This window comes from Mycolicibacter senuensis (assembly GCF_002101885.1).
In the GTDB taxonomy this organism is placed as follows: Bacteria; Actinomycetota; Actinomycetes; order Mycobacteriales; family Mycobacteriaceae; genus Mycobacterium; species Mycobacterium senuense.
Genome location: NZ_LQPS01000039.1, coordinates 150,928 through 176,453 on the forward strand (window position 1 = coordinate 150,928; position 25,526 = coordinate 176,453).

The following is a 25,526-nucleotide window of genomic DNA, read 5'->3' on the forward strand; positions in this document are numbered from 1 at the left end:
CCGTCAAAGGGGGTGAGGGGAGTCGGTCGATTACAGTCCCACTATGGGACTTGTATTCAGGAGGCGCGTGAAAATTGGAAAGCGGACCGGCCTCAACCTGAGCAAGTCGGGGGCGAGCGTGTCGCGGCGCGGAAAGCGTGTCAGCGTCTCATCCAAAGGTCGCGGATCGGTGCGGATCGCCAAGGGCGTCTCTTGGCGGTTCTGACCGCAAGAGTGGCCGCCGCTGCCCACGTGGTGTTCACTGCTGTCGTGCTGGCCGGGTGCGGCGCAACCACAGCTACAGACAGCGGCGCACCGACGACGACCGGCAGCCCTGCGCCCGCTAGCAGTGCGGCCGAAAAAGCTTGGCACGAAGTCACGACGTTCGTCCACCACGCGGGCGAGGATAGGCGCGCATCACCGCGCTTCCGTCTCGATGGCCCGGCCCGACTCCGGTACACGGTGACGGCGCAACCAGCGAACGTCGATCAGCTTCTGCGCGTGGCCGACATCATGTTCATAGACGAGCGCTACGACGCCGAGAGCGCCACGGTCGAGGAGATCATCTACATCGATACCCCGGGAGAGGGGACCAAGGAGCTCGGCAAACGCAAGGGCAACTACACCATCGAGGTGACAGCGGCCGGTCGCGACTGGAAAAACACCGTGATCACAGTGGTGATCGAGCAAGAGAAGTAACCAACGTAGAGTACGGGGCGGGTGGCATCGCGGGACTGCACAATTCACCCGCGACATATGGCGTTGTCGCCGGGCTCGCTTTCATCGATCTTGACCTGACTTAGGTCACTTCCGCCGTCTTACGAATGTAATACACTCTTGGAATGGCGGTCGACTGGAGCAAGCGAGGCGAGTACATCGCCAAGCGCGGCATGACGCCCGCCATCGCGAACGAAGCGCTCGCCGATCCCGACGCGCTGGTCCAGGTCCCCGACCCCGCCAGCCAGTCCGGCGTCAGCGACCGCACCATCGGCTATTCGCCGACCTTCGGCGTGCTGATCACCGTCATCACCGTCGAGGACGACGGCGTGGTCTACGGGGTGAACGCGTGGCCGTCGAACCGGGCCGACACCCGCAAGTACGAGAGGCAGGAGTGAATCATGGGTAAGCGACTTGACGAGGCGCTCGCTGAGGCCGACGAGATCGAGCGCGCCGACGCCGAGGCCGACGCTGCCCCGGAGACGCTGGTACCTGGGCATGTGAAGGTGAGCCGGCCGAATCGGGCGCGCAGCCGCGTGCTGCAGGTTCGCCTCAACCCCGACGAGTTCGAGGCGTTGGAGGCGATCGCCGAGCGGCGAGGTCTGCCGGTGTCGACGGTTGCGCGGGAGCAGCTGCTGCGGCTGGTCGCGCAGGATGAGGCGGCGCAGCGGGGTGAGACGCCGATCAGGGCGTGGGGTGACCTGGTGTCGGCGATGGATCGGCTTCGCTTGCTTCAACCGGAGATCGTGATGCTGCAACTTGGTGCGGCGCTGGAGCACCGGGCCGACGTGGGGTGATCCGCACGGCTGGTTGACAGCCTCGACGGCATGAAAGCCGTCGCCCGGCCCCCGCGCCTCAGTCTTGCTTCCGGTGTGTACGGGCCTGGAACTTATTGGGGGATGGGGCCGATGGGCTGGCGGGGACAACGGTGGCAAGTGCCCCAGCAAACCGTATTCCGCGGGGATCTATTGTCGGCGCGAAGTCCAATATGGCCCTGACCTGCGATGTCCTCGGACGTGTGAAGCAACTTCGCATATTGTCCAGAAATGTAAAAATTTCGACGGAAGCTTTACATATAACGGCCGTCATGGACCGCTGCAGCGTTTCGCGTCCCACTGCTACTGCCTGGCTCGGAGCACTTGCGAACGCCGGCATGCTCCAAGACGTCAAAATCGGTCGGGACCGGCTCTTCATCAACAGGGAGTTCCTACGCTTGCTCGTCCGTCCGGAGCTGACACGTCAGCCAGATGGGGAAGTGAAAGGGCCCGGCGAGAACCAGGCGGTCTTGGCCTTCCAGGATCGCGCCAGCCCGTAGGCGAAGATCGTCACCGACAGGCAGATGCAGCCCCAGATCGCCGGCCCGGCATAGCCGCCGGCCCAGATCGAGGCGATCGCGATCAGGCATGCGACCACCGTGAACGACATCGATGCCAGGTACAGATTGACCGTCGTCCTAGCCCGGGGATCGTGCCGTAGCGCCAGCATCAGCCGGCCGACGTAGCCGCTCAGGTAGAGCACGATCCAGCACGCGGCCACCTCGTAGGCGGTCAGCCACCAGCCGTTGCCGGTCAGGTTGGCGAACATGTCGGGCTCGTGGCCCCGCTCGAGCCTGATGAAGGTGACCAGCAGCACCGCAACACCCACCCCCAGCGGCATCTGCAGGTGTTTGCGCATGAGCGGCCGCACCTGGTCGGGATCGGCGAGTCGCACCATCATGTGGTAGATGTTCGCGATCACCGCCATGATCAGGACGAGACTGCCGAGCAGGTGCTGGACGTTCCACAACCCCAGCCAGTGGTACAGCCGCGGCCCCAGCTCGGTGCCGGCCCACGGCGACAGCAACACCAGTGCGCATCCCTCCGTCGCGATGGCGAAGGTGGCGGCGGCCTCCCACCGCGACCACCAGGTGTCGCGACGAACCCACAGGCTGTACAGGATCACCGCCAGTGTGGCGGTGATGAACACCGAGGTCATTGCGCACCGATCGCCGTGCCGCCCCCCGAGGTGAACCAGGCGCTCTTGGCCTGCCAGGATCGCGCCGACCCGAACGCGAAGGTCCCCACCGACAAGCAGATGCAGGTCCAGATCGCCGGACCGGCATCGGCGCGGCCGCCCCATGCCGCACCGACCACGATCAAACAGGCCGCGGTGGCGAATGTCATCGACACCAGGTAGAGGTCGATGGTCGACTTGGCCCGCGGATCGTTCCGCAGCATCAGCATCAGCCGGCTGACGTAGCCGCTGAGGTAGATCACCAGGGCGCAGCCCACCAGTTTGTAGACGGTCAGCCAGGGATCACTGCTTGCGGTGGCGAACATGTCGGGGTGGTATTCCTGGTCGGCGAGCAGGTAAGAGGGCGCCATGATCGCCATGCCGAGCAGTATCGGCGGCATCAGCTGGCGGCGCATGATCGAGCGCACCTGATCGGGGTCGGCGAGTCGCACCAGCATGTGATGCACGTTCGCGGTGACGGCCACGATCAGGCAGAAGTGACCGAACATCTGCTGAACATTCCACACGCCCAGCCCGCGGTACAAAAGCGGCCCGAGTATGGGGGCGGCCGATGGCGACATCAACAGCAGCGCAGCACCTTCCACCACCAGCGCGAGCGAGGCGGCGACCTCCCATCGCGACCACCAGGTATCGCGGCGTATCCAAGAGCTGTAAGCGATGAGCGCCAACGTGGCGGCGATGAATCCCGACGTCATCCCACGCTCTCAAGAAAGCGCTGGCGGCGGGTTGGGCTCCTTGATGGGTCGAGCGCGGGCGACGAACCACGCCGCCTTTGCCTGCCACGAGCGGGCAGAGCCGTAGGCGAAGATAGCCACGGAGATGCACACGCACGGCCAGACCAGCTGGCTGGCATCGGCGTTGGTCCAGGTGGTGCTCAACTGGGCCAACAGGCCGGCCAGTGCAAACGCCGCCGAGGCGGCGTAGAGCTCCACGGTCTCCCTGGCCCGCGGATCGGATCGCACCATCAGCAGCAGCCGTGTCGCATAGCCGGACAGGTAGATCAGCATGCCGCAGAACAGCAGCCAGTAGATCTCGGCCCAGGCGCCGGTGTCGTCACCGGTCGACAGGCCGTCCGGGCGGTAATCGGCGTCGGCGGTGATGAAGACCGCCACCAGCGCCACCACACCGAGTCGCACGGGCCATTCCACGTGCCGGCGGAACAACGGCCGGATCCGGCCGAAGTCCGCCAGCCGGGGCAGCACGTGATAGATGTTGGCCGCGATCGCGATGATGAAGCAGATGTGACCGAGCAGCTGCTGGACGTTCCATATCCGGGTGACGCTGTGCACCGTCGGCCCGAGCACTGCGGACGCCCACGGTGACATCAGCACCAATGCGCAGACCTCCAGCGCGATCGCCAGGGTGATGCCGATCTCCCAGCGTGACCACCAGGTTTCGCGGCGCACCCACAGGCTGTAGAGCGCCACCAGCACGGTGGCAGCGATGAATGCCGACGTCATGCGTCGACGGTACTTCCCGCGGGTCCGCTTAGACCGGCGGTTTGTCCAGATCCGCTTTGAGATCGCCGAGACGCAGCGGCCGCGACGACGATTCCAGATATTCGGTGACGGCATCATGCTCGATCAAGCCGAATCGGACCTGCAGGTCAACGGGATTCAACCCGAAGTACCTGGCAACCCGAATCAGATTGTCAGCACTGATAAGCCGGCCCTCGTGTGCCGCCTTGTAGTAAGCCGACTTGCGGTAACCGAATGCCTCGTAGACCTCGGTCGCGCCGAGCGGCCTGCCGACGAGATAGGGCAGCACTACGGTTGGGTCTTTGTGACGATCGTCCACAGCAGTAAACCTTAGCTCAGATTGGTAGACTACACAACCATACGATCATAACGGAAGTACGGAAATAGTCCCAGAACCTAACCGGCCGCCAGTAGGTCGAGCATCGCTCGGCTCGCGATCCGGGCGCCCAGCGGGATCGCGGCGAGGTCGACGATGTAGTCGGGCGAGTGCGGGGAGTAGGGGAATAGCTGACCGCGCGCGGCCGCGTCGGCGTACACCTGCGGATCGGCCACACCGACCAACAAGTAGGCCAGCGGCACGTCACCGTGCGGCCCCTTGAGCAGGTGGCAGTCCTCCGATGCCGAGACCGCGGGCAGTTCGGTGATGACGTTGTGTTCACCGAGCGCCTCGCGCAGGGTGGCGGCCAGCCGGCCGGTCAGACCCGCGTCGTTGACCAGCGGGGTGGAACCACCGCCCATGGTGATGACGGGCATCAGCTCATCGGGCAGGCCGAAGCCGTGGGCGATGCCGTCGCTGATCGCCCGGATCCCGCTGAGCAGTTGTTCGCGTACCGCCGGGTTGTACCAGCGCAGGTTGGCCAACAGCCGGGCCTGATCCGGGATGACGTTGTAGGTGGTGCCGGCCTGCACCGAGCCGACGGTGAGCACAGCGCCCTCGTTCGGGGCGATGCTGCGGCTGATGATGCCCTGGAACTGCACGACGGCCTGGGCGGCCATCAGCACCGGGTCCTTGGCCAGTTGCGGCAGCGACCCGTGTCCCCCGACGCCGTGGAACACGATCTCGAGCTGGTCGGTGCCGGCCATCCGCTCACCGCCCGCGGCGGCCACCATGCCCACCGGGACCGGCGCGGTGTGCATGGCGATGAACGAGTCCGGTGCCGGCGCCACGTCGTAGAGACCGTCGTCGACCATGGCCCGGGCGCCGGCGATCAACTCCTCCGCCGGCTGACCGATCAGCACCGCGGTCCCCGACCAGGAGTCGGTCGTCTCGGCGAGCACCTTGGCCATCCCCAGCATCCAGGTCACGTGCGCGTCGTGGCCGCACATGTGCCCCAGCGCGGGGTCGCTGCTGGCGTAGTCCAGGCCGGTGGCCTCCGGCACCCGCAGCGCGTCCATGTCGGCGCGGTACATCACCACCGGGCCCGGGCCGTTGGCCAACACCGCCACCACCCCGGTCCGGCCGATGCCGGTGGTCACTGTGAATCCGAGGTTGCCCAGCGCCTGCGCGACGATCCGCGCGGTGCGCACCTCCTCGAAGCCCAGTTCGGGGTTGCGGTGCAGGTCCTTGAAGATGTCGACCAACCGGCGGGTGTCGGCCGAGACGATCCGGTCGATCTCGTCGAGGTGACCGGTCATGTCTTGCTCGCTATCAGGGTCTGCGCCCGCTCGAACAGCCACACCGCCGCCTCGTGCAACTGGTCGCCGACGTCCTTCTCCGCCTTGCCCGCCGACGCCCGCGCCAGCGTTCCCTCGATGACGATGGCCAGCTTGAAGCTGGCCATCACCTCATACCAGCCGATGTGGGACAGGTCGCGGGAGCTGCCCTTGGCGTACCGCTGCACCAGATCGTCGGTGGAGGCCAGCCCGTCCATGCCGGTCAAGGTGTGGCTGAACACGCTGGAGCCGTCGTCCTGGCGCCAGGTGGCCAGCAGCCAGCCCAGATCCAGCAGCGGATCCCCGATGGTCGACATCTCCCAGTCCACGATCGCCGCGACCTCCGGCCCGGTGGGGGAGAACAGCACGTTGGCCGCGTGGTAATCGCCGTGCAGGATGCCGGGCTGCCACGACGCCGGCACGTTGCGCTGGAGCCAGTCGGCGACCTCGTCCAAGCCGGGCAGCTCGGGACCCGGGTAGTTCTCGAACTGCCGGTAGGAGTCCAGCTCGGAAAGCCACCGCGGCACTTGGCGTTCCAGGAAGCCGTCCGGCTTGCCGTAGTCGGCCAGCCCTACCGCGAGGTGATCGACGGCGCCGAGCTTGGCCAGCGAGTCGGCCATCGACAGGCCCATTCCGTAGCGCACCGCGGGGTCGTTGGCGTGCAACTCGGGCAGCTCGCCGCCGGCGTTGAACCCGTCGATCGGCTCCATCAGGTAGAACACCGCGTCGCCGAGCACCGCCGGGTCGTCGCAGACCGCGATCAGCCCCGGGTGCGGTACGTCGGTATCGGCCAGCGCGGCCAGCACCCGGGTCTCGCGCAGCATCACGTCGTTGCTGCGCGGCCGCAGGTGCAGCGGGCCGCGCCGCAGCACGTAGCTGCGGCCCGAGCGGGTGAAACGCAGCATCACGTTCTGGGTGCCGCCGGACAGTTCCGTGACGTCGGACAGTGGGCCTTCGCCGAGCTGCCGGTCGGACATCCACTGCGCTACCGGTTCCAGATTCATTCGCGGTTCAGCCCTTGGGCCGTACCAGTTGGGAGATGGTCTGCACCCGGATCGAGTCGTCGCCGAACACGAAGGTGTCCACGCCGTCGACCTGGAACCCCGGCGAGTCGAGCGTCCACTCCAGCAGCAGGATCTCGCCGTGGTAGGTCTTCGACTTGATGTCGAACACCGCGGAGGCCAACGCATCCGACAGTTGGCTGAACGCCGCCCTGATGCCGTCGAGGCCTTGCGCGACGCCGGCGGGGGTGATCAGCACCGAGTCGTCGGTGTAGTCGACGAGCAACTCGTCGACGTCGCGGGTGACCAGTGCGTGGAGGTGGTGGTCGAAGATCTCCTGCGGGGTGCGGGCCATGCACCGACGATATCGGTTCACAGCGCCGCCATAGTGTCGATACAGGGAAGACCCATGGGCGCAGACATACTGGAACGCGATGACTGCGCCACGGGGATCGGTGGAACGTGTCGTGATGGCGCGCGCCGACGGCAAGCCCATCACCGTGTTGGTGGTGGACGACGAGACGGTGCTGGCCGAGATGGTGTCGATGGCACTGCGCTACGAGGGCTGGACCACCGCGACCGCGGGCGACGGCGCCTCGGCGATCGCCGCCGCCAAAGCCGAACGCCCCGACGTGGTGGTGCTCGACGTGATGCTGCCGGATATGAGCGGGCTGGACGTGCTGCGCAAGTTGCGGGAGATCAACCCGCGGCTGCCGGTGCTGTTCCTGACCGCCAAGGACGCGCTGGAGGACCGCATCGCCGGGCTGACCGCCGGCGGCGACGATTACGTCACCAAGCCGTTCAGCATCGAAGAGGTGGTGTTGCGGTTGCGGGCGCTGCTGCGGCGCACCGGGGTCAGCACCGCCGAGGCCGGCGCCCAGATCGTGGTGGGCGACCTGGTCCTCGATGAGGACTCCCACGAGGTGACGCGCGGCGGGGACCCGATCACGTTGACGTCCACCGAATTCGAGCTGCTGCGCTACCTGATGCACAACGCCCGGCGGGTGCTGTCCAAGGCGCAGATCCTCGACCGGGTGTGGGACTACGACTTCGGCGGCAGGGCCAACATCGTCGAGCTCTACATCTCCTACCTGCGCAAGAAGATCGACAACGGTCGGGAGCCGATGATTCACACATTGCGCGGCGCCGGGTATGTGCTCAAGCCGGCTGTCTGAATCGCTGCGAGCCGGCACTCGCCGCAGTTGGTCGCTGCGGGCGCGATTGCTCGCCGGCCAGGTCGCGCTGCTCACCGTGGCGTGCATCGGAATCGGCGCCGTGACGGAGTTGGCGCTCTATCAGTACCTGGTCAGCCAACTCGACCATCAACTGTCTGACGCCGCGCGCCGTTCGGCGCGGCTGCACGGCCAGCCGCCGGCGCCGCCCGGGCACCGCCCCCGCCATCGGCCCCGGCCGGGGCCGGGACCGGACTTCCTCGACGCGCCCGGCCAGCCGGTCGGCATAGTCGGTGCGGTAATGGACTCGGTGGACGGCTCAGGGGCTGGGCCGGACCGGATCGCCGAGGCCGGCCGCCTGAGCACCTCCGGTTTGCGCGAGGAGCTGAGTCCTTCGGCCACAACCCAATTGGCGGGCATCGTCACTGAGCCCGCCCCGGTCACCCGGCGGCTCGACGGTATCGGCCGTTACCGGCTGGTGTCGACGAACGCCCGGCATGGTGGAGAGCAGCTCATCATCGGGCTCCCGCTGGCGGCCGTGAACGCCACCATGGTGCGGGTGCTGCTGATCTTCGGGTTGGTCACCCTGGTCGCGGTGGCCGCTGCGGCCACGGTCGGCAGTGTCGTCACCCGACGGGCGCTGGCCCCGCTGCGCCGTGTCGCCCAGACCGCCGGCGAAGTCGCCGATCTGCCGCTGGACCGTGGGCCGGCGACGCTGCCGGTGCGCGTCGCCGAGCCCGACACCAACCCGCGCACCGAGGTCGGGCAGCTGGGCGCTGCGGTCAACCGGATGCTCGACCACATCGCCGCCGCGTTGGTGACCCGGCAGGCCAGTGAGACCCGGGTGCGCCAGTTCGTCGCGGACGCCAGCCACGAGCTGCGCACCCCGCTGACCGCGATCCGCGGTTACACCGAGTTGGCGCAACGCATTCCGGTGGCCGACGGCGTCGACTCCGAGTCGTTGGCGCACGCCTTGAGCCGGGTGCAATCCGAAACCCAGCGGATGACGCAACTGGTCGAGGACCTGCTGCTGCTGGCCCGGCTGGATTCCGGCCGGACGCTCGAGCACGAGCCGGTGGACCTGTCGCGGTTGGCGGTCGACGCGGTCAGCGACGCCCACGTCGGCGGCCCGGATCACCAGTGGGAGCTCGACCTGCCCGATGAGCCGGTGACGGTGCCCGGTGATCCGGCCCGGCTGCATCAGGTGCTCACCAACCTGCTCACCAACGCCCGGGTGCACACCGGCGCCGGAACCGTGGTGACCACCCGGCTCGGCGTCGACCGCACCGAGGCCGTGCTCAGCGTGACCGACGACGGCCCGGGCATTCCGGAGGAATTCCAGCCGGAGATCTTCGAACGGTTCGCCCGTGGGGACACCTCCCGGTCCCGCAAGGGCGGCAGCACCGGGCTCGGGCTGGCGATCGCCTCGGCGGTGGTCCGCGCCCATCGCGGGACCATCGGGGTGACCAGCAGGCCCGGCCACACCGAGTTCACCGTCCGCCTCCCGCTGTAGCCCCTCTTGCGCGAGCGTGCGCGTCCCCGGGGGTTTGCCCCCGGCGCGCGACGGGTAGGCGACGCAGATGAATCCCGAGCTGCCCCCCGAACCGGGAACACCGAAAGAGCCACCGCACCGGCGGGTGCCCGAGGACCCGCCAGAACGGCTGGTGCCCGCGGACCCGCCCGAACGGCTGGCCCCCGAGGAGACACCGGAGCGGCTGGTACCCGAAGACCCACCGGAGGAGTGAGACCCGTGCGTGCGGAAGAAGGCGACGAATCCATTCAGGATTACGCCGAAGAGGCCCAGCAGACCCAGCGCAATCTGGACCAGCCATCGTTGTGGGCACGCCTTCGCAACATGGTGGGGCGCCTAACCGGCTCCGCTCCCCAGCAATAGCGTTCACGCGGGACGTCGCGGGCCACCGACGCCACCAGGCTCTAGGGTGGCAGCGTGCAATTGCTGCTTATCCGTCACGCGCTCCCGCTGCGCAGCGAATACGGCCAGGGTTCGGACCCCGAGCTGTCCCAGACCGGGCTCGAACAGGCGCTGCGGCTGCCCGATGCGCTGGCGCGCTACCCGATCACCCGACTGGTCAGCAGCCCGCAGCGCCGGGCCGTGCAGACCGCCGAACCGCTGGCGAGCCGGCGCGCCATGGCCATCGACATCGATGAACGGTTCGCCGAGTACGACCGGGACATGGCCGGCTATCTGCCCATCGAGCAGCTGCGCACCGAGCGCCCGCAGGACTGGGCCCGGATGTCGCAGGGGCACCTGCCCGGCGACGTCGACGAGAGCGCGTTCTGTGCCCGGGTGGCCGCCGCTGTCACCGACGTCGTGGCCGCCGCCGACGCCGACGACACCGTGGCGGTGTTCAGCCACGGCGGCGTGATCAACGTGGTGCTGCACCAGATCCTGGGCACAGCCCGGCTGCTGTCATTCCCGATCGACTACGTGTCGGTGACCCGGCTGTTGTATTCGCGGTCCGGGCAGGCCGCGGTGGCGTCGACCAACGGCACCGAGCATGTTTGGGACCTGCTGCCGCGCAACCAATCCCGGCTGCCCGGCAACGACGCCGCCGAAGCGGGTTAGCCTCCGGCTACCGCCGGGCGGCGAGCGTCCTCTTGGCGGCGCGCCGCAGCTGGAAGATGCGTGCCGTGCCGGCCAGCGCGGTTACCAGTCCGCCGCAGACCGCCGCCAGCAGGATCGCCACCCCCAGCGGCAGGCTCCACTGCCACGCCAGGAATCGCAGGTCGACGGGATCGGTGTTCTGGGTGACGAACACCAACAGCACGATCAGCACCAGGAAACCGGCGATCAGGGCGCTCCACAGCGCACCGGCGCGGGTGAACGGCATCGCAGCCGGGGACTGAGGTGCGCCGGGTTCGCCATGCGGCGGGTCGACTGGCACGGAGTGATCGCTGCTCATAGTGCCATCTTGCCGGTTCTGAAGCGGTTATGCCGAGTTCTCGTCGGTTTTCGGCAGGACGTGAGGCTGCGGTTCGCCGACCCGTCGCTTACGGTGGTCCGGTGAGCGCAGCCCCGTCCGGCTCGTGGCCGGCGATCCTGACCTGGCGAGCGCCCGACGCCCCGCGGATGGAGTCGGTGCGGGTGCAGTTGTCCGGGAACCGCATCAGGGCCAACGGCCGGATCGTGGCCGCGGCCACCGACGCCCACCCGGCGTTCAGCGCCTACTACGACCTCAAGACCGACGAGTCCGGGGCCACCAAACGGCTGGGGGTGACCGTCACGGTGGCCGAACGGGACCGCCAGCTGGTGATCGCCCGCGACGAAGAGAACATGTGGCTGATCACCGACTCCCGTGGGCAATCACGCGCGTCCTACGACGGAGCGTTGGACATCGACGTGGTGTTCAGCCCGTTCTTCAACACTTTGCCGATCCGGCGGGCGCGGCTGCACGAGCGGGCGGCCGCGGTAGCCCTCCCGACGGTCTATCTGTGGCTTCCAGAGATGTCGGTGGTCGCGGCCGAGGCCAGCTACCGCAGCACCGAGGCCGGCATCACGATCCTGACCCCGGGCACCGATCGCGACGGCACCACCATCACCGTCGACGAGGACGGGTTCGTCATCGACTATCCAGGGTTGGCAGCGCGGATCTGATCACCCCGCCGGCCCGGCCGGCCGCGGCCAGCTCCCGGCGCCAGTCGTTCGCCCCGACGACAACGGTGACGATCTCGGGGCGCGGGAAGTTGTCGTAGCGGGTCCGGGCGGCATGGCCATGGTTGACCAGCTCGGCCACCGAGTCCGCGGCGGACAGCGAATCGCGCGCGTCACCCAGCAGTTCGATGATCCGGTCCAGCGCCGGCAGCAGGTACAGCCAGTTGGCCTCACACATCGCGCGCACCAGCTCCGGGGCCGTCCCGGCGACCCGGGTGCCGTCCCGGAACGATCCGGCGGCCAGCGCGAACGCCAGCGGCACGTCGGCGGCGGTGACAGCCAGCGCCTCGGCCAGCAGGTGCGGCAGATGTGAGATCGCCGCCGCCGCCGCGTCGTGCTCCTCGGAGCGGGCCGGCACCGCGATCGAGCCGCAGTCCAGGATCAGGTCCAGCACCGTCGAGAACACCGTCGGGTCCACGTCGTCGTCGACGCTGATCACCCACGGTGCGCCCTCGAACAACCCGGCGTGTCCGGCGGGCCAGCCCGAGTGGGCGGTGCCGGCCATCGGGTGTCCGCCGACGAAGCGGCCCTGCAGCCCGGCGGCGGTGACGGCGTCGAGCACCGCCGCCTTGACGCTGGTGACGTCGGTCAGCGGGCACTCGGGCGCGAGCCGGCGGACGTGGTCGAGCAGCGCCGGCAGCGCCGGCACCGGGACGGCGAGCACGATCAGCGCGCCGGATTCCGCCGCCCGGGTCAGCGCCGTCTCCAGCTCGGTGGTGGCGTCGAAGCCGTCGGCGATCGCGGCGTTCATCCCGTCGGCCGAACGGTTGTAACCGAACGCCTGGCGGCCGGCGGCCGCGGCGGCGCGCAGCACCGAGCCGCCGATCAGGCCCAGCCCCAATACACACACCGGTGTTTTCACTGCACTTGCCACCACCCCTCCAGGTTGGCACACGCTGGTCAAGGGCGTGAACGGCGACTACCGTTGGCGGCCATGGGAGCACAGGGCGCGTCCACACAGGGCCGGCCGGCGGACACGCTGGACGGCTTCGGTGTCGCTGTTGTGCGCGAAGACGGCAAGTGGCGTTGCACGTCGATGCGTGCGGCGGCGTTGACCAGTCTCACCAAGGCGGAGACCGAGCTGCGGGAACTGCGCAGTGCGGGCGCGGTTTTCGGACTCCTCAACGTCGACGACGAATTCTTCGTGATCATCCGGCCCGGCCCGGCCGGCACCCGGCTGCTGCTGTCGGATGCGACGGCCGCGCTGGACTATGACATCGCCGACGAGGTGCTCGAGGAACTCGACGCCGACATCGACGCCGACGACCTCGAGGATGCCGACCCGTTCGAAGAGGGCGATCTGGGCCTGCTGTCCGACATCGGGCTTCCGGCCGCGGTGCTCGGGGTGATCCTGGACGAATCCGATCTGGCCGTCGACGAGCAACTGCACCGGATCGCCAGCGAGATGGGCTTCGACGAGCAGCTCACCGCGGCGCTGCCGCGACGCGGTCGGTGACCGGCCCGGCGGCAGACGAGGACCTGATCCGCGCGGCATTGGCGGCCGCCGGGCAGGCCGGTCCCCGCGACGTCCCGGTGGGCGCGGTGGTGGTCGGTCCCGACGGCATCGTGCTGGCCCGGGCGGCCAACGCCCGCGAAGCCCTCGGGGATCCGACCGCCCACGCCGAACTGCTGGCGATGCGGGAGGCCGCCGCGGTGCTCGGCGACGGCTGGCGGCTGACCGGCGCCACGCTGGCGGTCACCCTGGAGCCGTGCACCATGTGCGCCGGCGCGCTGGTGGCCGCCCGGGTGGCACGGTTGGTGTTCGGGGCTTTCGAACCCAAGACCGGGGCGGTGGGCTCACTGTGGGACGTGGTGCGCGACCGCCGCCTCAACCACCGCCCGGAGGTGCGCGGCGGCGTGCTCGCGCAGGAGTGTGCTGCACCACTGGAGGCGTTCTTCGCCCGGCAGCGATTGGGATGACGGCGCGGTCGTTCGGTACGCTGTCCCGCGGTGGCGTGTCCGAGCGGCCGAAGGAGCACGCCTCGAAAGCGTGTGACGGGTAACCCCCGTCCGTGGGTTCAAATCCCACCGCCACCGCCATGTGAAACGCGCGCCGAGTGTGCGGTTTCGCGCCAGATCCTCGGGGTCAGCGTGCGAAACCGCACACTGGACGCCGAACGTCACCGCGGCCGGTCCACCTCGTAGGTCCCCGCGTCGTCGGCGAACTCTGCCAGCACCTGGCGCGGGGTGCCGTCGACGATGACCGTGCAGCTGAAACTGTTGCCCTTGCGCACCCTGGGATTGACGCCGTTGTTGCAGCGGACGTCGGTAACGTCCTCGCGCCCGTAGCCGTTGATCGGATCGGTGAGCACCCGGCGGACACCGTCTTGGGCGTGGCCGACATCGAGTTCGACCGGCCCGGAGTCGATGACAGCGCGCAGCACCAACGTCAACACCACGGCCAACCCAAGCGTCCCGGTGACGGCCGCCGCGGTCAACAGCATGCGATTCGACGGCTGTTGTGGCTCAGCCTTTTTCGGCGAGGACGGCGGCGAAGGCGGCGGCGAAGTCGCGGGCGAAGGCGGCGGTATCGGCGGTCGCGGGCCGGAAGCGGGCTGTCGTGGTGGCCGGGCCGGCGGCGGACGCCGCGGCGGCGGCGCCGAGGGACGGCGGAACTCCAGATACCAGGGCTGCTGGCCGGGAGGCTGCGCCGGCCGGCGCGGTGGTGGCGGCGGGGGCGGGCGCTGCGGCCGACGGGGTATCGGCGTGGTCCGCCGCTCTGGGGGTTCGGGCGGGTCAGGTCGGCGGTTCACGGGAATCGCTCGAAACAGCCGTCGACGTCGCCGTGCAGCCCGGAGCGGAACGCCAGGATCCGGGTGAACCCGGCCGGCACGGTGTTGTCGTCGGCATCGCTGGCTACCACGCCGTTCATCAGCAGGCCGGTGATCGCCTCGTCGAGATCGCCGCCGGCCAGCGTCAGACCCGGTCCCGACGGCAACCTCATCGGCTCGGCCATCCGTCGCTGGGCCACCCCGGTCAGGCACGCCGTCCGCAGCGCCGCGGCCGCCGACTCCAAGCCGACTTCGCGTTCGCGTTGCACCGCAAGCGCATACCGCGACGTGACGGCCGACAACCCGGTGTTGTCGCCCTGCGGCAGACTCAGTGTGGACTGGTCGGTGGGTTCGCTCATCTCCTGCAATCCGGCCAGATCCACCACGACGGTATTGGACTCCGGGCAGTAGGCCACCGGGTCGGGCTCATGGCCGCTCGGGCACTTGCCGCTCGTGGCCAGATCCGGCGGGCGGGACAAGGCGAAGATCTGGCCGAGTTGCTCCATCAGGGTCGACAACACGTGTTCGTCGATGGTCAGGTCGCTCTGCGGGTTCTCCGACTCGAACAGCGCGTGGGGCAGATTCCCGCGCCGCTTGCGGATCTCGCCCATGTCGATCTCGGCGCACATCTCCGCGCCACCGTCGAAACCGGTCTGGAAGGCGCCGACGCGGTCCAGCGCGGTGCCGTGCTCGTCGGAGATCGACACCGGATTGTCCAGCGTCGAGACCGGGTCGCGAATCACGATCAGTCCGGCCAGCACGTGATTGAGGCCGTCGCCGGTGCTCAGCGTCGCGCGCGACGAATTCCCGGCGGCCACCCACTGGAGGTACACCCCGGCGAAGCAGTCGGCCTGCTGTTCGCGCACCAGGGTTCGGGTCAGCGGGTTGACGGTGTCGGCCATGGCCTGCACGGCGTGACCGTACTCGTGGGCCAGTGTCCCGTTGATCGCCATGTCGCCGAAGTACTTTCGGGCGGTCGGCATGAACTTGGCGCGATCCCAGGCCATGGTGTCAGCTCGCCTGCAGTACATCGCGTTCGGCAGATGGTAGACGTCGCCACCGCACACCCTCGGGCTGTTCGGGTCGGTGGAGTCATAGGACACCAGCGTCGACACCGGCTGGAAGCGTCCGTCAAGGGAGTCGGCGTAGTGCTGCGTCCAGAACTCCTCGATGTCATCGATCGCGAACATTGACAGCCGGTCGATCTCCCCGCCGTCGCTGTTGCCCACCCTGGCGGTGACGGGTGGGACATCGCCGCGCGGGCCACTGGGGCCCTCGGCGGTCGGCAATCCGCCGACCCGCCCGGGGTTGTACAGCATCGACACCGCGCGCCCGGCCACCACCGTGGGCGCAGCCTGCGAGCAGCCGGCTGCCAGCATCAAGATCAGACAGGCGCTGAGGACTCTGGCGGTAATGGCGACTCCCACGATCTCCGGTCCGTCCGGCTGCGTCCGCCGGCCGTTTAGTGAACGTACCTCGTCGGTTCAGCGATTCGGCCGGGTGTGCTGTGCGACGAGTTCGGCGAGCACCTGCCCGGTGCGTCGCAGTGGGGCATCGGATTTGGTGGCCAGTGACATGATCAACGCACCCTCGATCGAGGCGACGGTCGTGGTGGCCAGCAGCGCAGCGGTCTCGGCGGGAACGTCGGCCGCTTCGAGCCGGCCGGCCAGCAGCTGCTCCCATTCGGTGAACACATCGCCGGCGATATCGGCGGCCTCGGGGCTCTCGGCCCTGCCCAGCGCCGCAGCCGCGATCGGACAGCCGGCCTGAAAGTCGCTGCCGCTCAGGGTCTCCGTCCACAGCGTGACGAATGCCTCGACCGCCGCCACCGGGTCGGACTCGGTGGCGAAGCGTCCGATCACCCCGGAGAGGGCGTTGCCGGCAGCGGTGGTGGCGCCGGCGATCAGTTCCGCCTTCCCGCTGGGGAAGTTGAGATAGACCGACCGGCGGGCGACTCCGCTGTGTTTGAGCAGTTCGGCGATGCCGGTGCCGTGAACACCGTTGCGCTGCATTAACGCGATGGTGCTGGCGATGAGCCGATCCCGTACAGCCACGGCTGCCCTTTCGTCGCTTGCTGGTTGCGGTATACCGGTCAGTCTACTATCTTCGCGGTGGGTAGACCATTCGGTATACCACGATTTCGGCCTTCGCGATGAGGGTCTCGGGCGGAAGGGTTGCTATGTCGATTTCGGGATGGGACGCCATCGTGATCGGCTCGGGCTTGGGCGGGATGTCGGCGGCTGCGCACCTGGCCGTCACCGGGCATCGGACCCTGCTGCTGGAGCGCTACGACGTGATCGGCGGCAGCTCACACGTATACCGGCGCCGCGGCCATTGGGAGGCCGACTGCGGAGTGCACTACATCGGCGACTGCGGCCCGAGCGGGCAGCTGCCGACGCTGTTTCGCGGGCTCGGACTCGATGATCGAATCCAGTGGCTTCCGCTGGACGAGGACGGGTTCGACACGGTCGTGGGACCGGATCTGCGGTTACGAGTGCCGTTCGGTTGGGACGCCTATCTGGAGAATCTGCTGGCCGCCTTTCCCGGTGAAGAGCGTGGCTTGCGTCGGGCCGTGGCGATCATGCGCCGTATCGGAGGAGCATCGGATCGCTCCATCACACCGTCGTCGCGGGCGGCGATGCTGCGCTTCGCACGGGACTGCGGTGCGGAGGCGCCCTGGCTGGCGACGCCCTACATAGCCGTGCTGGCCGGCTGCGGGCTCAAGCCCCGCACCATTCTGGCGCTGTCGGTGCAGTGCGGCGCGCTGGCCAGCACGCCGCAGGCAGTGAGCACGGCGGCGATGGCGGGATTCCTGCAGAACTACGTCGGTGGCGGCGCCTACTATCCCCGGGGCGGCGGGCAGATGCTGGCGGCGGGTTTCGCCGATGTAGTGCAGAGCCACGGTGGCGCCATCCGCAGCCGCGCCGAGGTGGATCGCATCCTCATCGAGGCCGGCCGGGTGACCGGGGTGCGGCTGACCGACGGTGAGGAGATTCGCAGCCCGGTCGTGGTCAGTGATGCCGACATCATCCGCACTCTCCGAGATCTGGTCGGCTATCACCACCTGCCCTGGTCGTTGGCCGAGCGGGTGAAGCGCTGGAAGATGTCGTGGCCGTTGATCAATGCCGTCTACGGCGTCGAATTCGACGTGACCGACACGCCGAACTCCAACTTCTATGCGATCCCGAGCTGGGACGACGCCGGATCGTTGCTGCAGTTGCACCGTACGGTCTCCCAGCTGCTGTTCCGTGCGGATCGGCGTGACCCCGTCGAATGGGCCACCGACTTCGCCCGCCGCCAGCCCGCCTTCGTGCAATGCTCCACTCGCCGCGATCCCGGCCATGCCCGCAGCGCCCCGCCGGGCCACGCGACCATCCAGGCGCAGACGATCGCGCCGTCCGATCTTCGGCTGTGGGGTGCCGCCGGCGCCGATATCGCCGGTGGCGACTATCGCCGCCGCGGCAGCTATCGCGAGGTCAAGGAGATCATCACCAGCGGGCTGCTGCAGCGCATCGAACAGGTGTATCCGGGAGCGGCCGCGAAGGTGGTATGGAGCGAGCTGGGGACCCCGGCCACGCAGGAGCGGTTCACCCACGCCAGCGGCGGTAACGCTTTCGGATTGGAAACCAGGCTGTCCCAAGTCGGCCCCTTCCGTCCGGGCGCCAGCACCCCCGTTCGGGGGTTGTTCCTAGCCGGTACCAGCACCGCGTGGGGTCCTGGCACGGAAGGCGCCATGTTGTCGGGATTGCACGCCGCCAGCGCGATCAGCGGCCGTGATCTGCAAGCAGAAATCCGGGCCGGGGCGGTGCTGGCAGACCGGGCGCGGCTGACCGCGTGGCCGGCCGGCTTCGATCCGCTGGCCGCTTCCCAAGGCCTCGGCCGCCAGCAGCCGAGACCAACGCCTGCGACCCAGCGATGACTGTGCGGGGGAGATGGCCCGCGCCGCTACCCGCCGAGGAACGTGACGATCCCATTGGTGACGGCAGCGGCGTACTGCGCCCGCCCGTCGGGGCTGCCCAGCAGGGCCGCGTCGTCGGCGTTGCGCATGTTGCCCAGCTCGACCAGCACCGCCGGATACTCGGCCAGGTTCAGCCCGGCCAGATCCGCCCGGCCGTAGAGGCCGTCGGCGCCCAGGTAGCTGGAGACGGGGATGCCCGCGGCCGCCAGCGAGTCCCGGATGTCACCGGCCAACCGCAGTGCCGGGCCGGCCTGGGTGTCGTTGAGCGGCGGGCTGGAGTAGTTGACATGAAACCCGCGGCCCGAGGCCGGCCCGCCGTCGGCGTGGATGGACACGATGGCGTCGGGGCGCGCGGCGTTGGCCGCGGCGGCCCGCGCGTCGATGCACGGGGCGGACGAGGTGTCGTCGGCACGGGAGAGTTCGGTGTGCACGCCCAGTTGGTCGAGGGCGGCGCGGATCCGGTTGGTCACATCCCAGTTCAGGCTGTGCTCGGGATAGCCGTCGTCGGCGGCGGTCCCGCTGGTCTGGCACGGCTTGGTGCCGCCGCGTCCGTTGGGGACCTGCCGGGCGATCGAGGCGTCGTTGGCGCCGGCGTGCCCGGGATCCAGAAACACCGTCTTACCGGTGACATCGGCGTCCGCCGGAGCAGCGGGCGCACCGACGCCGGCCGCCACCAAGCACGCGGTGAAGCCGACGCAGACAATGGTCCGGCGGCGCACCCGGAAAGACTAGCAAGCAAGCGCGCGTCGGCCGGTCGCGGTGTAATGGATCGATGCAGCTGATGACACCGACCGATTCGGTCTTCCTGCTGGCCGAAAGCCGCGAGCATCCCATGCATGTCGGTGGCTTGATGCTGTTCGAGCCGCCGGAGGGGGCCGGCCCGGAATTCGTCGGCGAGATCTATCAGGGGCTGGTGAGTGCCCGCGATCTCCAGCCGGCCTTCCGCAAACGACCGGCGACCCTGCTCGGCGGGATCGCCAACGTCGGGTGGGCCTTCGATGACGAGGTCGATATCGAGTACCACATGCGGCGATCGGCGCTGCCGGTTCCCGGCCGGGTGCGCGACCTGCTGGAGTTGACGTCGCTGCTGCACGGCAGTCTGCTCGACCGGCACCGGCCGCTGTGGGAGGCGCACCTGGTCGAGGGCCTCAACGACGGCCGATTCGCGGTATACGTCAAGATCCACCACAGCTTGATCGACGGGGTGTCACTGCTGCGGCTGCTGCGTCGCACCCTGTCGGTCGATCCACGGGAGGCCGAACTGCGCACCCCGTGGTCGATGCCGCCGCCGTCGCGGCCGCGGCCCGACGCCCCCTCCCGGCTTCGGGAGCTGACCGGGATGGTCAAAGGTGTTGCGGCGCTGGGCCCCTCGACGGTGAAGCTGGCGCGTGCCGCGCTGCTGGAGCAGCAGCTGACCCTGCCGTTTGAAGCCCCGCGCACCATGTTCAACGTCAAGATCGGCGGTGCCCGCCGGTGTGCGGCGCAGTCCTGGCCGGTGGAGCGCGTCGTTGCGATCAAACGGGCCGCCGGGGTGACCGTCAACGATGTGGTGCTGGCGATGTGCGCCGGAGCGCTGCGGGCCTACCTCGACGAACACCAGGCGCTGCCGGAGCAGCCGCTGGTGGCGATGGTTCCGGTGAGCCTTCGCACCGAAGCCGACGCCGATTCCGGCGGCAACATGGTCGGCACCATTTTGTGCAATCTCGCCACCGATCTGGCCGACCCCGCGCAGCGGCTGGCCACCATCAGCGATTCGATGTGCCGCAACAAGAAGGTGTTCAGCGAGCTGCCGCGCACCCAGGCGCTGGCGTTGTCGGCGGCCAACATGGCGCCGTTGGCATTGGCGGCCATCCCCGGCTTCGTCTCGACGGCGCCGCCGCCGTTCAACATCGTCATCTCCAACGTGCCCGGTCCGGCCGAACCGATGTACTGGCGCGGCGCCCGCCTGGACGGCAACTATCCGCTGTCGATCGCCCTGGACGGCCAGGCGCTGAACATGACAGTGGTCAGCAACGCCGGCAACCTCGACTTCGGCCTGGTCGGCTGCCGCCGCTCGGTTCCGCACCTGCAGCGGCTGCTCGGTCACCTCGACACCTCGCTGGAAGACCTGGAACGCGCCGTGGGTGTGTGAGGCATGGCCAAGCGCAGCGCCGGACTGTTGCTCTACCGGTGGGGCGCCGACGGAATCGAGGTGCTGATCGCGCATCCGGGCGGGCCGTTCTGGACGCGCAAGGACGACGGCGCGTGGTCGATCCCCAAAGGCGAGCATCCCGACGGTGAAGACCCGTGGGACACCGCGCGACGGGAGTTCGCCGAGGAGATCGGCCTGGACCCGCCCGACGGCGAGCGACTCGATCTCGGTGTGGTGCGGCAGGCCGGCGGAAAGCTGGTCACGGTGTTCGCCGTGCACGGTGACCTCGACGTCAGCGGCGCGCGCAGCAACACCTTCGAGATGGAGTGGCCGCCCCGGTCGGGACAGCTGCGGGAGTTTCCCGAGGTCGACCGGGTCGGCTGGTTCACCGTTGCCCTAGCCCGCACCAAACTGCTGGCCGGTCAGCGTCCTGTCCTGGACCGGTTGGTGGCCGGTGTGGGGACCGGGCCTTAACCGCCGGCGCGAGGCGGTATTCCGCGCTGTTGCTGCTGCTTTTGACGCTGCACCAGACTGTTGGAGATCAGCCGGGCCAGCCCCCCGCCGTTCGGGGCCGGAGCAGCCGGCGGCGCCGGGGCGTGCCATTCGGCCAGCGCCTCCAGCTCGCCGTCGAGGAACTGCCGCCGGCATTCTGCGCGCCGGATCTTGCCACTCGAGGTGGTGGGCAACCGCATCGCGGGCACCAGCAGCACGTCGTGCGCATCGAGGCCGTGCTGCGCGCTGACCGCCGCCCGGATCGCGTCGATGACGCCGGGGAACTCTTCCGCGGCGACCTGCTGCTGGTGGTCCACCTCCTGCAGGACCACCAGGTGGTTGTCGGCGCCCTGGTTACCTTGCACCGCCACGACCGCACCGCGGTCGGCGAGCAACGCCGGGTGACAGTCCTGCACGGTCGGCTCGATATTGTTCGGGTAATAGTTGCCGTCCCGGATGGTGATCAGGTCGTTCCAGCGTCCGGTGACGAAAACCTCGCCCTTACACAGGAAGCCGAGGTCACCGGTGCGCAGGAACGGGCCTTCACCGGTGTCCGCCAGGAAGCCGGCGAACGTGTGCGCGTTCTCTTCCGGTCGGCCCCAGTAACCCTGCGCGACGCTGGGCCCCGACACCCAGATTTCGCCGACCTCGTCGGGACCGAGGGAACGGCGAGTCTCGGGGTCGACGATCAGCACCCGCTGGCCGTACACCGGCGGACCGCAGCTGACCACCGGGACGGCCGCGGTGTCGGGAGTGACGTCCACGGCCCGGTTCTCGCTCAGTGCGGCGGCGTCGACGTAACGGACGCCGGCGACGTCGCGGCTGGGGTCTGCGGCGACCAGCAGGGTGGCCTCAGCCAAGCCGTAGCACGGAAGAAACGCCTCTAGTCGGAAGCCGGCCGGGGCGAACGCGTCGGCGAACTCCTGCATGGTCGATGCGTGAATCTGCTCGGAACTGCTCGCGGCGGTGGTCCAGCGCGACAGATCCAGCGCCGCACGCTGGGCCGGCTTGCTGTGTTTGACGCACAACCGGTAGGCGCTGTTGGGTGCTGCGGTCGTGTTGGCGCGAAACCGGGACATGGCTTCCAGCCACGCCATCGGGCGCTGGAAGAAGACGATCGGCGACATCAACACGGTGGTGCAGCCGACGTAGATCATCTCCAGGACCCCACCGATCAGTCCCATGTCGTGCTGCTGCGGCAGGAAGTAGACGCTCGTCTCGTGCTCGTCGCCGTGGTAGGCCCGCCGAATGGCCTCCAGGTTGTGCATGAGGTTGCCGTGCGTCACCACCACGCCCTTGGGCGACCGGGTCGAACCGGAGGTGTATTGGATCAAGGCCGTGGTGTCCGGGCCGACGTCGGGTGTTTCCCAGTCGTCGGGGTCGGCGGTGTACTCGTCGATGGCGCACCACCGCAGCGCCGACAGGCCGGGAACATCGGCGGCCACCGCCTGCAGTTGGTCCCGGGTGCCCGACGTCGCTACCGCGAAGGCGGCTTGCGCGTCGGGGGCGAGCAGTTTCAGGCGCGGGAGCGGGGTGTCCACCGGCACCGGTACCGCGCCGGCGTACAAGCAGCCGAAAATGCTGGCGATGCTGTCCAGGCCGGGCCGGCAGATCACCAGGGCCCGCTCACCGGCGGCGCCTTCATGTTGCAAGCTGGTCGCGATTGCCCGCGCGTGGACGTCGAGCTCCCGATACGTCAGCCGGGCGGTGACTTGCTTCCCGTCGGGGGCGAAACTGAACGCGACCTTGTCCGCGTACCGCTCGGCCTGCAACCGCAACAACTCCACCAGGGTAGGCACGGTCGGCGGTGTCTGCTCTGGCATCCCGACACCATAGTCGCTGGGCTCAGCGCCGCCACCAGGAACGCTGCCCGGTCTGCTGTTCGCGATGGCCCTCGCACCACTGCTCGGGCGGCACCTGCGCGCGGACGTCGGCGATGTGGTCGCCGCAGCCGTCCCAGGTGGTCTTGCCGCAGACCCGGCACGGTACGGGGTAGCACATCAGCGGTTCCTCTCAGGCGGTGCGAAATGCACCAGCCAGAGTATCGATGACGGCGCGGATCCTCTCGGTCACCTCGTCGGCGATCGGCGCGAGGGCCGGATTGTCGACGACTTGGGCCATCAGCTGCGGGTTCATCGCTTCGACGAGGACCGTCTCGGGCTGTTGCGGGTCTTCGCGCACCACGACGTTGCACGGCAGCAGCACCCCGATGCGTTTCTCGGCGGTCACCGCGCGATGCGCCAACGGCGGGTTGCAAGCACCCAGGATGAGGTAACGCTCCATGTCCTCGCCGAGCTTGGCCTTGAGTGTCGCCTGCATGTCGATCTCGGTCAGTACGCCGAAACCCTTGTCCTTCAATATCTCCCGCGTCTTCGCGGCAACAGTGTCAAAATCGGCGCCGGTCACCGCGGTGCTCATCGCGACGGACATGAGACCTCCTTCGTGGGTGTGATCGCAGCCTACCACATACCCAGGGGGGTATATACCCTCGCGGTATCGTCAGCTCATGCAGACCCTGCGCACCCCCGATGACAGGTTCGTCGACCTCCCTGATTTCGGTTATCCGCCGCAGTTCTGCGACCTCGACGACTTGGACGATGCCGAGCCGGGCGGCACGCTGCGGGTGGCGTGGGTGCAAGACGGTCCGGACGACGGCGATCCGGTCCTGATGCTGCACGGCGAGCCGTCGTGGTCGTATCTGTACCGCAAGATGATGCCGATTCTGGCCGAGGCCGGGTATCGGGTCATCTGCCCGGACCTGGTCGGGTTCGGACGCTCGGACAAGCCGACACAGGCGGCAGACCACACCTACGCACGCCACGTCGAGTGGATGCGGGCGCTGGCGTTCGACCACCTCGACCTGCAGAACGTGACTTTGGTCGGCCAGGACTGGGGCGGGCTGATCGGGCTGCGGCTGCTCGCGGAGAACCCGGACCGGTTCAGCGGCGTCGTGGTGGCCAACACCGGCTTGCCCACCGGTGACATTCCGATGCCGGAGATCTGGTGGCGCTTCCGCGAGAGCATCCAGGCCGCGCCGCAGATCGACGTCGGCTGGTTCGTGCAGTCCGGGTGCCGTAAGCCGATGACCGACACCGCCCGGGCCGGCTACGACGCGCCGTTCCCCGACGACAGCTACTGCGTCGGGCCGCGGACGATGCCGTCACTGGTCCCGACCAGCCCCGATGACCCGGCCGCGACCGCCAACCGGTCGGCATGGGCGGCGCTGTGCGCCTCGGAGACCCCGATGCTGGTGGCGTTCAGCGACGGCGACCCGATCACCGGGGCGATGGGCCCGATCTTCCAGCGCGAGATGCGCGGCGCACGCGGTCGCGCGCACCCGGTGATCCACGACGCCGGCCACTTCCTGCAGGAGGACGCCGGCGAGGAGTTGGCCCGCCACATCGTGGAGTTTCTGCGCCGTTGACCGGGCCGTCGGGCGGCATGATGGACACCATGGATCTGCCCGTGGCGCCGCCGGTGGATCCGATGCTGGCCAAGGCCGCGGCCAAGGTTCCGGCCGACGCGGGGCAGTGGTCGTATGAACCCAAGTGGGACGGCTTTCGCGCCATCGTGTTCCGCGACGGCGACGAGGTGCTGCTGCAATCGCGCAACGGCAAACCGCTGAGCCGCTACTTCCCGGAACTGCTGGAGGCGCTGCGCGCCGAGGTGGCCCCGCGCTGCGTGCTCGACGGGGAGGTGGTGGTGCCCCGGCAGATCGACGGCCGGATCCGGCTGGACTGGGAGTCGCTGAGCCAGCGGATCCATCCCGCCCAGAGCCGGGTGCGGCTGCTGGCCGAGCAGACTCCGGCGCAGTTCATCGGCTTCGACGCGCTGGCCACCGGCTCGGCGTCGCTGCTCGACGAGCCGTTCCGGGTGCGACGGCAGGCGTTGGCAGACCTGGTCGGCGACGGCCCCAGCTGCCATGTCACCCGCGCCACCGACGACCCCGAGCAGGCCATGGTCTGGCTCACCACCTTCGAGGGCGCCGGGCTCGACGGGGTGGTCGCCAAGCGGGCCGACGGGCCGTATCTGCCCGGCAAGCGCGAGATGGTCAAGGTCAAACATCGCAGGGACGCCGACTGCGTGGTGATGGGCTACCGAATTCACAAGAGTGGCACCGGTATCGGATCGCTGCTGCTGGGCCTGTATCGCCCCGACGGCGAGCTGGCGATGGTCGGCGGCGCGGCATCGTTCACCGACGCCGACCGGCTGGCCCTGCTGGCCGAGCTGGAGCCGCTGCGCATCGGCGAGGTGCGCGAAGGCGAGCCCAGCCGCTGGAACACTGGCCCCAACAAGGCCGACAAACAGTGGGTCCCGATCCGGCCCGAGCGCGTCGCCGAGGTCGCCTACGACCAGATGGAGGGGGATCGCTTCCGGCACACCGTGAAACTGCTGCGGTGGCGCCCCGACCGCGACCCGGCCAGCTGCACCTTCGACCAGCTCGACGTCCCGCTGAACTACGACCTCACCGACGTGCTGGAGACCTGA

General features: G+C 68.8%; 33 protein-coding genes and 1 tRNA gene. 18 read left to right on the forward strand and 16 right to left on the reverse strand.

Annotation, left to right across the window (positions count from 1 at the left end; all coding sequences use genetic code 11):
* Window positions 1-43 precede the first annotated feature (43 nt).
* The 5 genes from AWC24_RS12875 to AWC24_RS23430 all read left to right on the forward strand — a co-directional run bounded on the left by AWC24_RS12875 (window position 44) and on the right by AWC24_RS23430 (window position 2,011).
* Complete coding sequence (locus AWC24_RS12875) at window positions 44-205, forward strand: DUF4236 domain-containing protein (RefSeq protein WP_085085432.1); 162 nt, start codon at window positions 44-46, stop codon at window positions 203-205.
* A complete protein-coding gene (locus AWC24_RS22215; RefSeq protein ID WP_133055723.1) occupies window positions 193-678 on the forward strand; it encodes a hypothetical protein in 486 nt (161 codons plus the stop codon). Before AWC24_RS12875 ends, AWC24_RS22215 begins: the two co-directional genes overlap by 13 nt.
* Window positions 679-821: 143 nt before the next feature.
* Window positions 822-1,094 carry a transposase gene (locus tag AWC24_RS12885; protein ID WP_085085436.1) on the forward strand — a complete coding sequence of 91 codons (273 nt, stop codon included), beginning with the start codon at window positions 822-824 and terminating at the stop codon, window positions 1,092-1,094.
* Window positions 1,095-1,097: 3 nt separating this feature from the next.
* On the forward strand, window positions 1,098-1,493 hold the full coding sequence (locus AWC24_RS23100) for a hypothetical protein (protein WP_234807359.1): 396 nt from the start codon (window positions 1,098-1,100) through the stop codon (window positions 1,491-1,493).
* A 191-nt stretch (window positions 1,494-1,684) separates the two neighbouring features.
* Complete coding sequence (locus tag AWC24_RS23430) at window positions 1,685-2,011, forward strand: hypothetical protein (protein ID WP_085085438.1); 327 nt, start codon at window positions 1,685-1,687, stop codon at window positions 2,009-2,011.
* On the opposite strand, the gene AWC24_RS12900 is transcribed toward AWC24_RS23430, so the two are convergent.
* The 7 genes from AWC24_RS12900 to AWC24_RS12930 form a co-directional block, all read right to left on the reverse strand.
* A complete protein-coding gene (locus AWC24_RS12900; protein WP_085085440.1) occupies window positions 1,936-2,670 on the reverse strand; it encodes a hypothetical protein in 735 nt (244 codons plus the stop codon). The genes AWC24_RS23430 and AWC24_RS12900 overlap by 76 nt on opposite strands.
* Window positions 2,667-3,404 carry a hypothetical protein gene (locus AWC24_RS12905; protein WP_085085442.1) on the reverse strand — a complete coding sequence of 246 codons (738 nt, stop codon included), beginning with the start codon at window positions 3,402-3,404 and terminating at the stop codon, window positions 2,667-2,669. Before AWC24_RS12905 ends, AWC24_RS12900 begins: the two co-directional genes overlap by 4 nt.
* Before the next feature lie 9 nt (window positions 3,405-3,413).
* A complete protein-coding gene (locus tag AWC24_RS12910) occupies window positions 3,414-4,169 on the reverse strand; it encodes a hypothetical protein (RefSeq protein WP_085085444.1) in 756 nt (251 codons plus the stop codon).
* Window positions 4,170-4,197: 28 nt separating this feature from the next.
* Entirely contained in the window at window positions 4,198-4,506 is a 309-nt protein-coding gene (locus tag AWC24_RS12915; RefSeq protein WP_013830967.1) for a hypothetical protein, read from the reverse strand.
* A gap of 77 nt (window positions 4,507-4,583) precedes the next feature.
* Window positions 4,584-5,822, reverse strand: coding sequence for an amidohydrolase (locus tag AWC24_RS12920; protein ID WP_085085446.1), 1,239 nt, complete (start codon window positions 5,820-5,822; stop codon window positions 4,584-4,586).
* Window positions 5,819-6,844: a phosphotransferase family protein gene (locus tag AWC24_RS12925; protein ID WP_085085448.1), complete on the reverse strand. Its 1,026-nt coding sequence runs from the start codon at window positions 6,842-6,844 to the stop codon at window positions 5,819-5,821. The genes AWC24_RS12920 and AWC24_RS12925 overlap by 4 nt, the downstream gene beginning before the upstream one ends.
* A 7-nt stretch (window positions 6,845-6,851) precedes the next feature.
* A complete protein-coding gene (locus AWC24_RS12930) occupies window positions 6,852-7,196 on the reverse strand; it encodes a nuclear transport factor 2 family protein (protein WP_085085450.1) in 345 nt (114 codons plus the stop codon).
* A gap of 115 nt (window positions 7,197-7,311) precedes the next feature.
* Here AWC24_RS12930 and AWC24_RS12935 point away from each other — a divergent pair, with 115 nt between their 5' ends.
* The 4 genes from AWC24_RS12935 (at window position 7,312) to AWC24_RS12945 (ending at window position 10,600) form a co-directional block, all read left to right on the forward strand.
* The gene (locus AWC24_RS12935) at window positions 7,312-8,016 is read left to right on the forward strand and encodes a response regulator transcription factor (RefSeq protein ID WP_041319080.1); all 705 of its coding nucleotides are present in this window, start codon (window positions 7,312-7,314) and stop codon (window positions 8,014-8,016) included.
* Window positions 7,994-9,526 carry a sensor histidine kinase gene (locus AWC24_RS12940; protein WP_085085452.1) on the forward strand — a complete coding sequence of 511 codons (1,533 nt, stop codon included), beginning with the start codon at window positions 7,994-7,996 and terminating at the stop codon, window positions 9,524-9,526. Before AWC24_RS12935 ends, AWC24_RS12940 begins: the two co-directional genes overlap by 23 nt.
* 67 nt (window positions 9,527-9,593) lie before the next feature.
* A complete protein-coding gene (locus AWC24_RS22510; RefSeq protein ID WP_013830961.1) occupies window positions 9,594-9,758 on the forward strand; it encodes a hypothetical protein in 165 nt (54 codons plus the stop codon).
* Between the two features lie 203 nt (window positions 9,759-9,961).
* Window positions 9,962-10,600, forward strand: a complete 639-nt coding sequence (locus tag AWC24_RS12945) for a histidine phosphatase family protein (RefSeq protein ID WP_085085454.1) — start codon at window positions 9,962-9,964, stop codon at window positions 10,598-10,600.
* A gap of 7 nt (window positions 10,601-10,607) precedes the next feature.
* Here the strand turns inward: AWC24_RS12945 and AWC24_RS12950 are convergent, their stop codons facing one another.
* Window positions 10,608-10,937 (reverse strand): LapA family protein, encoded by a 330-nt coding sequence (locus AWC24_RS12950; protein ID WP_085085456.1) that lies wholly within the window; start codon window positions 10,935-10,937, stop codon window positions 10,608-10,610.
* 101 nt (window positions 10,938-11,038) lie between these two features.
* Here AWC24_RS12950 and AWC24_RS12955 point away from each other — a divergent pair, with 101 nt between their 5' ends.
* Entirely contained in the window at window positions 11,039-11,629 is a 591-nt protein-coding gene (locus tag AWC24_RS12955) for a putative glycolipid-binding domain-containing protein (RefSeq protein ID WP_085085458.1), read from the forward strand.
* On the opposite strand, the gene AWC24_RS12960 is transcribed toward AWC24_RS12955, so the two are convergent.
* Window positions 11,595-12,536 carry a prephenate dehydrogenase gene (locus AWC24_RS12960; protein ID WP_234807371.1) on the reverse strand — a complete coding sequence of 314 codons (942 nt, stop codon included), beginning with the start codon at window positions 12,534-12,536 and terminating at the stop codon, window positions 11,595-11,597. The genes AWC24_RS12955 and AWC24_RS12960 overlap by 35 nt on opposite strands.
* Before the next feature lie 84 nt (window positions 12,537-12,620).
* Here AWC24_RS12960 and AWC24_RS12965 point away from each other — a divergent pair, with 84 nt between their 5' ends.
* The 3 genes from AWC24_RS12965 (at window position 12,621) to AWC24_RS12975 (ending at window position 13,726) form a co-directional block, all read left to right on the forward strand.
* Window positions 12,621-13,142: a tRNA adenosine deaminase-associated protein gene (locus tag AWC24_RS12965; protein ID WP_085085462.1), complete on the forward strand. Its 522-nt coding sequence runs from the start codon at window positions 12,621-12,623 to the stop codon at window positions 13,140-13,142.
* The gene (locus AWC24_RS12970) at window positions 13,139-13,606 is read left to right on the forward strand and encodes a nucleoside deaminase (protein WP_085085464.1); all 468 of its coding nucleotides are present in this window, start codon (window positions 13,139-13,141) and stop codon (window positions 13,604-13,606) included. The genes AWC24_RS12965 and AWC24_RS12970 overlap by 4 nt, the downstream gene beginning before the upstream one ends.
* Before the next feature lie 29 nt (window positions 13,607-13,635).
* Window positions 13,636-13,726, forward strand: a tRNA-Ser gene (locus tag AWC24_RS12975).
* Between the two features lie 80 nt (window positions 13,727-13,806).
* On the opposite strand, the gene AWC24_RS12980 is transcribed toward AWC24_RS12975, so the two are convergent.
* The 3 genes from AWC24_RS12980 to AWC24_RS12990 all read right to left on the reverse strand — a co-directional run bounded on the left by AWC24_RS12980 (window position 13,807) and on the right by AWC24_RS12990 (window position 16,511).
* Complete coding sequence (locus AWC24_RS12980) at window positions 13,807-14,130, reverse strand: DUF4333 domain-containing protein (protein ID WP_085085466.1); 324 nt, start codon at window positions 14,128-14,130, stop codon at window positions 13,807-13,809.
* Between the two features lie 305 nt (window positions 14,131-14,435).
* Window positions 14,436-15,836 (reverse strand): neutral zinc metallopeptidase, encoded by a 1,401-nt coding sequence (locus AWC24_RS12985; RefSeq protein WP_165757745.1) that lies wholly within the window; start codon window positions 15,834-15,836, stop codon window positions 14,436-14,438.
* A 105-nt stretch (window positions 15,837-15,941) separates the two neighbouring features.
* Window positions 15,942-16,511: a TetR/AcrR family transcriptional regulator gene (locus AWC24_RS12990; protein ID WP_085085471.1), complete on the reverse strand. Its 570-nt coding sequence runs from the start codon at window positions 16,509-16,511 to the stop codon at window positions 15,942-15,944.
* A 125-nt stretch (window positions 16,512-16,636) separates the two neighbouring features.
* Between AWC24_RS12990 and AWC24_RS12995 the strand changes: the two genes are divergently transcribed.
* On the forward strand, window positions 16,637-18,376 hold the full coding sequence (locus AWC24_RS12995) for a phytoene desaturase family protein (protein WP_234807361.1): 1,740 nt from the start codon (window positions 16,637-16,639) through the stop codon (window positions 18,374-18,376).
* A gap of 26 nt (window positions 18,377-18,402) precedes the next feature.
* On the opposite strand, the gene AWC24_RS13000 is transcribed toward AWC24_RS12995, so the two are convergent.
* On the reverse strand, window positions 18,403-19,134 hold the full coding sequence (locus tag AWC24_RS13000; RefSeq protein ID WP_085085475.1) for an Rv3717 family N-acetylmuramoyl-L-alanine amidase: 732 nt from the start codon (window positions 19,132-19,134) through the stop codon (window positions 18,403-18,405).
* 53 nt (window positions 19,135-19,187) lie between these two features.
* Between AWC24_RS13000 and AWC24_RS13005 the strand changes: the two genes are divergently transcribed.
* Window positions 19,188-20,546 (forward strand): WS/DGAT/MGAT family O-acyltransferase, encoded by a 1,359-nt coding sequence (locus AWC24_RS13005; protein ID WP_085085477.1) that lies wholly within the window; start codon window positions 19,188-19,190, stop codon window positions 20,544-20,546.
* A gap of 3 nt (window positions 20,547-20,549) precedes the next feature.
* Window positions 20,550-21,020: an NUDIX hydrolase gene (locus tag AWC24_RS13010; RefSeq protein WP_085085479.1), complete on the forward strand. Its 471-nt coding sequence runs from the start codon at window positions 20,550-20,552 to the stop codon at window positions 21,018-21,020.
* Here AWC24_RS13010 and AWC24_RS13015 read toward each other — a convergent pair.
* The 3 genes from AWC24_RS13015 to AWC24_RS13020 are packed head-to-tail and all read right to left on the reverse strand — an operon-like array spanning window position 21,017 to window position 23,468.
* A complete protein-coding gene (locus AWC24_RS13015; RefSeq protein ID WP_165757741.1) occupies window positions 21,017-22,861 on the reverse strand; it encodes a fatty acyl-AMP ligase in 1,845 nt (614 codons plus the stop codon). The two genes, AWC24_RS13010 and AWC24_RS13015, sit on opposite strands and share 4 nt — an antisense overlap.
* A gap of 22 nt (window positions 22,862-22,883) precedes the next feature.
* On the reverse strand, window positions 22,884-23,039 hold the full coding sequence (locus AWC24_RS22515; RefSeq protein ID WP_165757742.1) for a DUF8730 family Cys-rich protein: 156 nt from the start codon (window positions 23,037-23,039) through the stop codon (window positions 22,884-22,886).
* Window positions 23,040-23,051: 12 nt separating this feature from the next.
* The gene (locus AWC24_RS13020) at window positions 23,052-23,468 is read right to left on the reverse strand and encodes a DUF302 domain-containing protein (RefSeq protein WP_085085484.1); all 417 of its coding nucleotides are present in this window, start codon (window positions 23,466-23,468) and stop codon (window positions 23,052-23,054) included.
* A gap of 76 nt (window positions 23,469-23,544) precedes the next feature.
* Between AWC24_RS13020 and AWC24_RS13025 the strand changes: the two genes are divergently transcribed.
* Entirely contained in the window at window positions 23,545-24,462 is a 918-nt protein-coding gene (locus AWC24_RS13025) for a haloalkane dehalogenase (RefSeq protein WP_085085486.1), read from the forward strand.
* A 20-nt stretch (window positions 24,463-24,482) separates the two neighbouring features.
* Window positions 24,483-25,526: an ATP-dependent DNA ligase gene (locus AWC24_RS13030; protein WP_085085745.1), complete on the forward strand. Its 1,044-nt coding sequence runs from the start codon at window positions 24,483-24,485 to the stop codon at window positions 25,524-25,526.

What these genes read in the sequence shown, in the direction of transcription:
- AWC24_RS23100 (WP_234807359.1), top strand. Translation starts at nt 1,098, where the DNA reads ATGGGTAAGCGACTTGACGAGGCGCTCGCTGAGGCCGACGAGATCGAG.
- AWC24_RS12985 (WP_165757745.1), bottom strand. Translation starts at nt 15,836, where the DNA reads ATGCTGGCAGCCGGCTGCTCGCAGGCTGCGCCCACGGTGGTGGCCGGG.
- AWC24_RS12900 (WP_085085440.1), bottom strand. Translation starts at nt 2,670, where the DNA reads ATGACCTCGGTGTTCATCACCGCCACACTGGCGGTGATCCTGTACAGC.
- AWC24_RS12920 (WP_085085446.1), bottom strand. Translation starts at nt 5,822, where the DNA reads ATGACCGGTCACCTCGACGAGATCGACCGGATCGTCTCGGCCGACACC.
- AWC24_RS13005 (WP_085085477.1), top strand. Translation starts at nt 19,188, where the DNA reads ATGCAGCTGATGACACCGACCGATTCGGTCTTCCTGCTGGCCGAAAGC.
- AWC24_RS23430 (WP_085085438.1), top strand. Translation starts at nt 1,685, where the DNA reads ATGGCCCTGACCTGCGATGTCCTCGGACGTGTGAAGCAACTTCGCATA.
- AWC24_RS12995 (WP_234807361.1), top strand. Translation starts at nt 16,637, where the DNA reads ATGTCGATTTCGGGATGGGACGCCATCGTGATCGGCTCGGGCTTGGGC.
- AWC24_RS12950 (WP_085085456.1), bottom strand. Translation starts at nt 10,937, where the DNA reads ATGAGCAGCGATCACTCCGTGCCAGTCGACCCGCCGCATGGCGAACCC.
- AWC24_RS12925 (WP_085085448.1), bottom strand. Translation starts at nt 6,844, where the DNA reads ATGAATCTGGAACCGGTAGCGCAGTGGATGTCCGACCGGCAGCTCGGC.
- AWC24_RS13020 (WP_085085484.1), bottom strand. Translation starts at nt 23,468, where the DNA reads ATGTCCGTCGCGATGAGCACCGCGGTGACCGGCGCCGATTTTGACACT.
- AWC24_RS12905 (WP_085085442.1), bottom strand. Translation starts at nt 3,404, where the DNA reads ATGACGTCGGGATTCATCGCCGCCACGTTGGCGCTCATCGCTTACAGC.
- AWC24_RS12875 (WP_085085432.1), top strand. Translation starts at nt 44, where the DNA reads ATGGGACTTGTATTCAGGAGGCGCGTGAAAATTGGAAAGCGGACCGGC.
- AWC24_RS12935 (WP_041319080.1), top strand. Translation starts at nt 7,312, where the DNA reads ATGGCGCGCGCCGACGGCAAGCCCATCACCGTGTTGGTGGTGGACGAC.
- AWC24_RS13025 (WP_085085486.1), top strand. Translation starts at nt 23,545, where the DNA reads ATGCAGACCCTGCGCACCCCCGATGACAGGTTCGTCGACCTCCCTGAT.
- AWC24_RS22510 (WP_013830961.1), top strand. Translation starts at nt 9,594, where the DNA reads ATGAATCCCGAGCTGCCCCCCGAACCGGGAACACCGAAAGAGCCACCG.
- AWC24_RS13015 (WP_165757741.1), bottom strand. Translation starts at nt 22,861, where the DNA reads ATGCCAGAGCAGACACCGCCGACCGTGCCTACCCTGGTGGAGTTGTTG.
- AWC24_RS22515 (WP_165757742.1), bottom strand. Translation starts at nt 23,039, where the DNA reads ATGTGCTACCCCGTACCGTGCCGGGTCTGCGGCAAGACCACCTGGGAC.
- AWC24_RS12940 (WP_085085452.1), top strand. Translation starts at nt 7,994, where the DNA reads ATGTGCTCAAGCCGGCTGTCTGAATCGCTGCGAGCCGGCACTCGCCGC.
- AWC24_RS12885 (WP_085085436.1), top strand. Translation starts at nt 822, where the DNA reads ATGGCGGTCGACTGGAGCAAGCGAGGCGAGTACATCGCCAAGCGCGGC.
- AWC24_RS13030 (WP_085085745.1), top strand. Translation starts at nt 24,483, where the DNA reads ATGGACACCATGGATCTGCCCGTGGCGCCGCCGGTGGATCCGATGCTG.
- AWC24_RS12980 (WP_085085466.1), bottom strand. Translation starts at nt 14,130, where the DNA reads ATGCTGTTGACCGCGGCGGCCGTCACCGGGACGCTTGGGTTGGCCGTG.
- AWC24_RS12965 (WP_085085462.1), top strand. Translation starts at nt 12,621, where the DNA reads ATGGGAGCACAGGGCGCGTCCACACAGGGCCGGCCGGCGGACACGCTG.
- AWC24_RS12930 (WP_085085450.1), bottom strand. Translation starts at nt 7,196, where the DNA reads ATGGCCCGCACCCCGCAGGAGATCTTCGACCACCACCTCCACGCACTG.
- AWC24_RS12910 (WP_085085444.1), bottom strand. Translation starts at nt 4,169, where the DNA reads ATGACGTCGGCATTCATCGCTGCCACCGTGCTGGTGGCGCTCTACAGC.
- AWC24_RS13010 (WP_085085479.1), top strand. Translation starts at nt 20,550, where the DNA reads ATGGCCAAGCGCAGCGCCGGACTGTTGCTCTACCGGTGGGGCGCCGAC.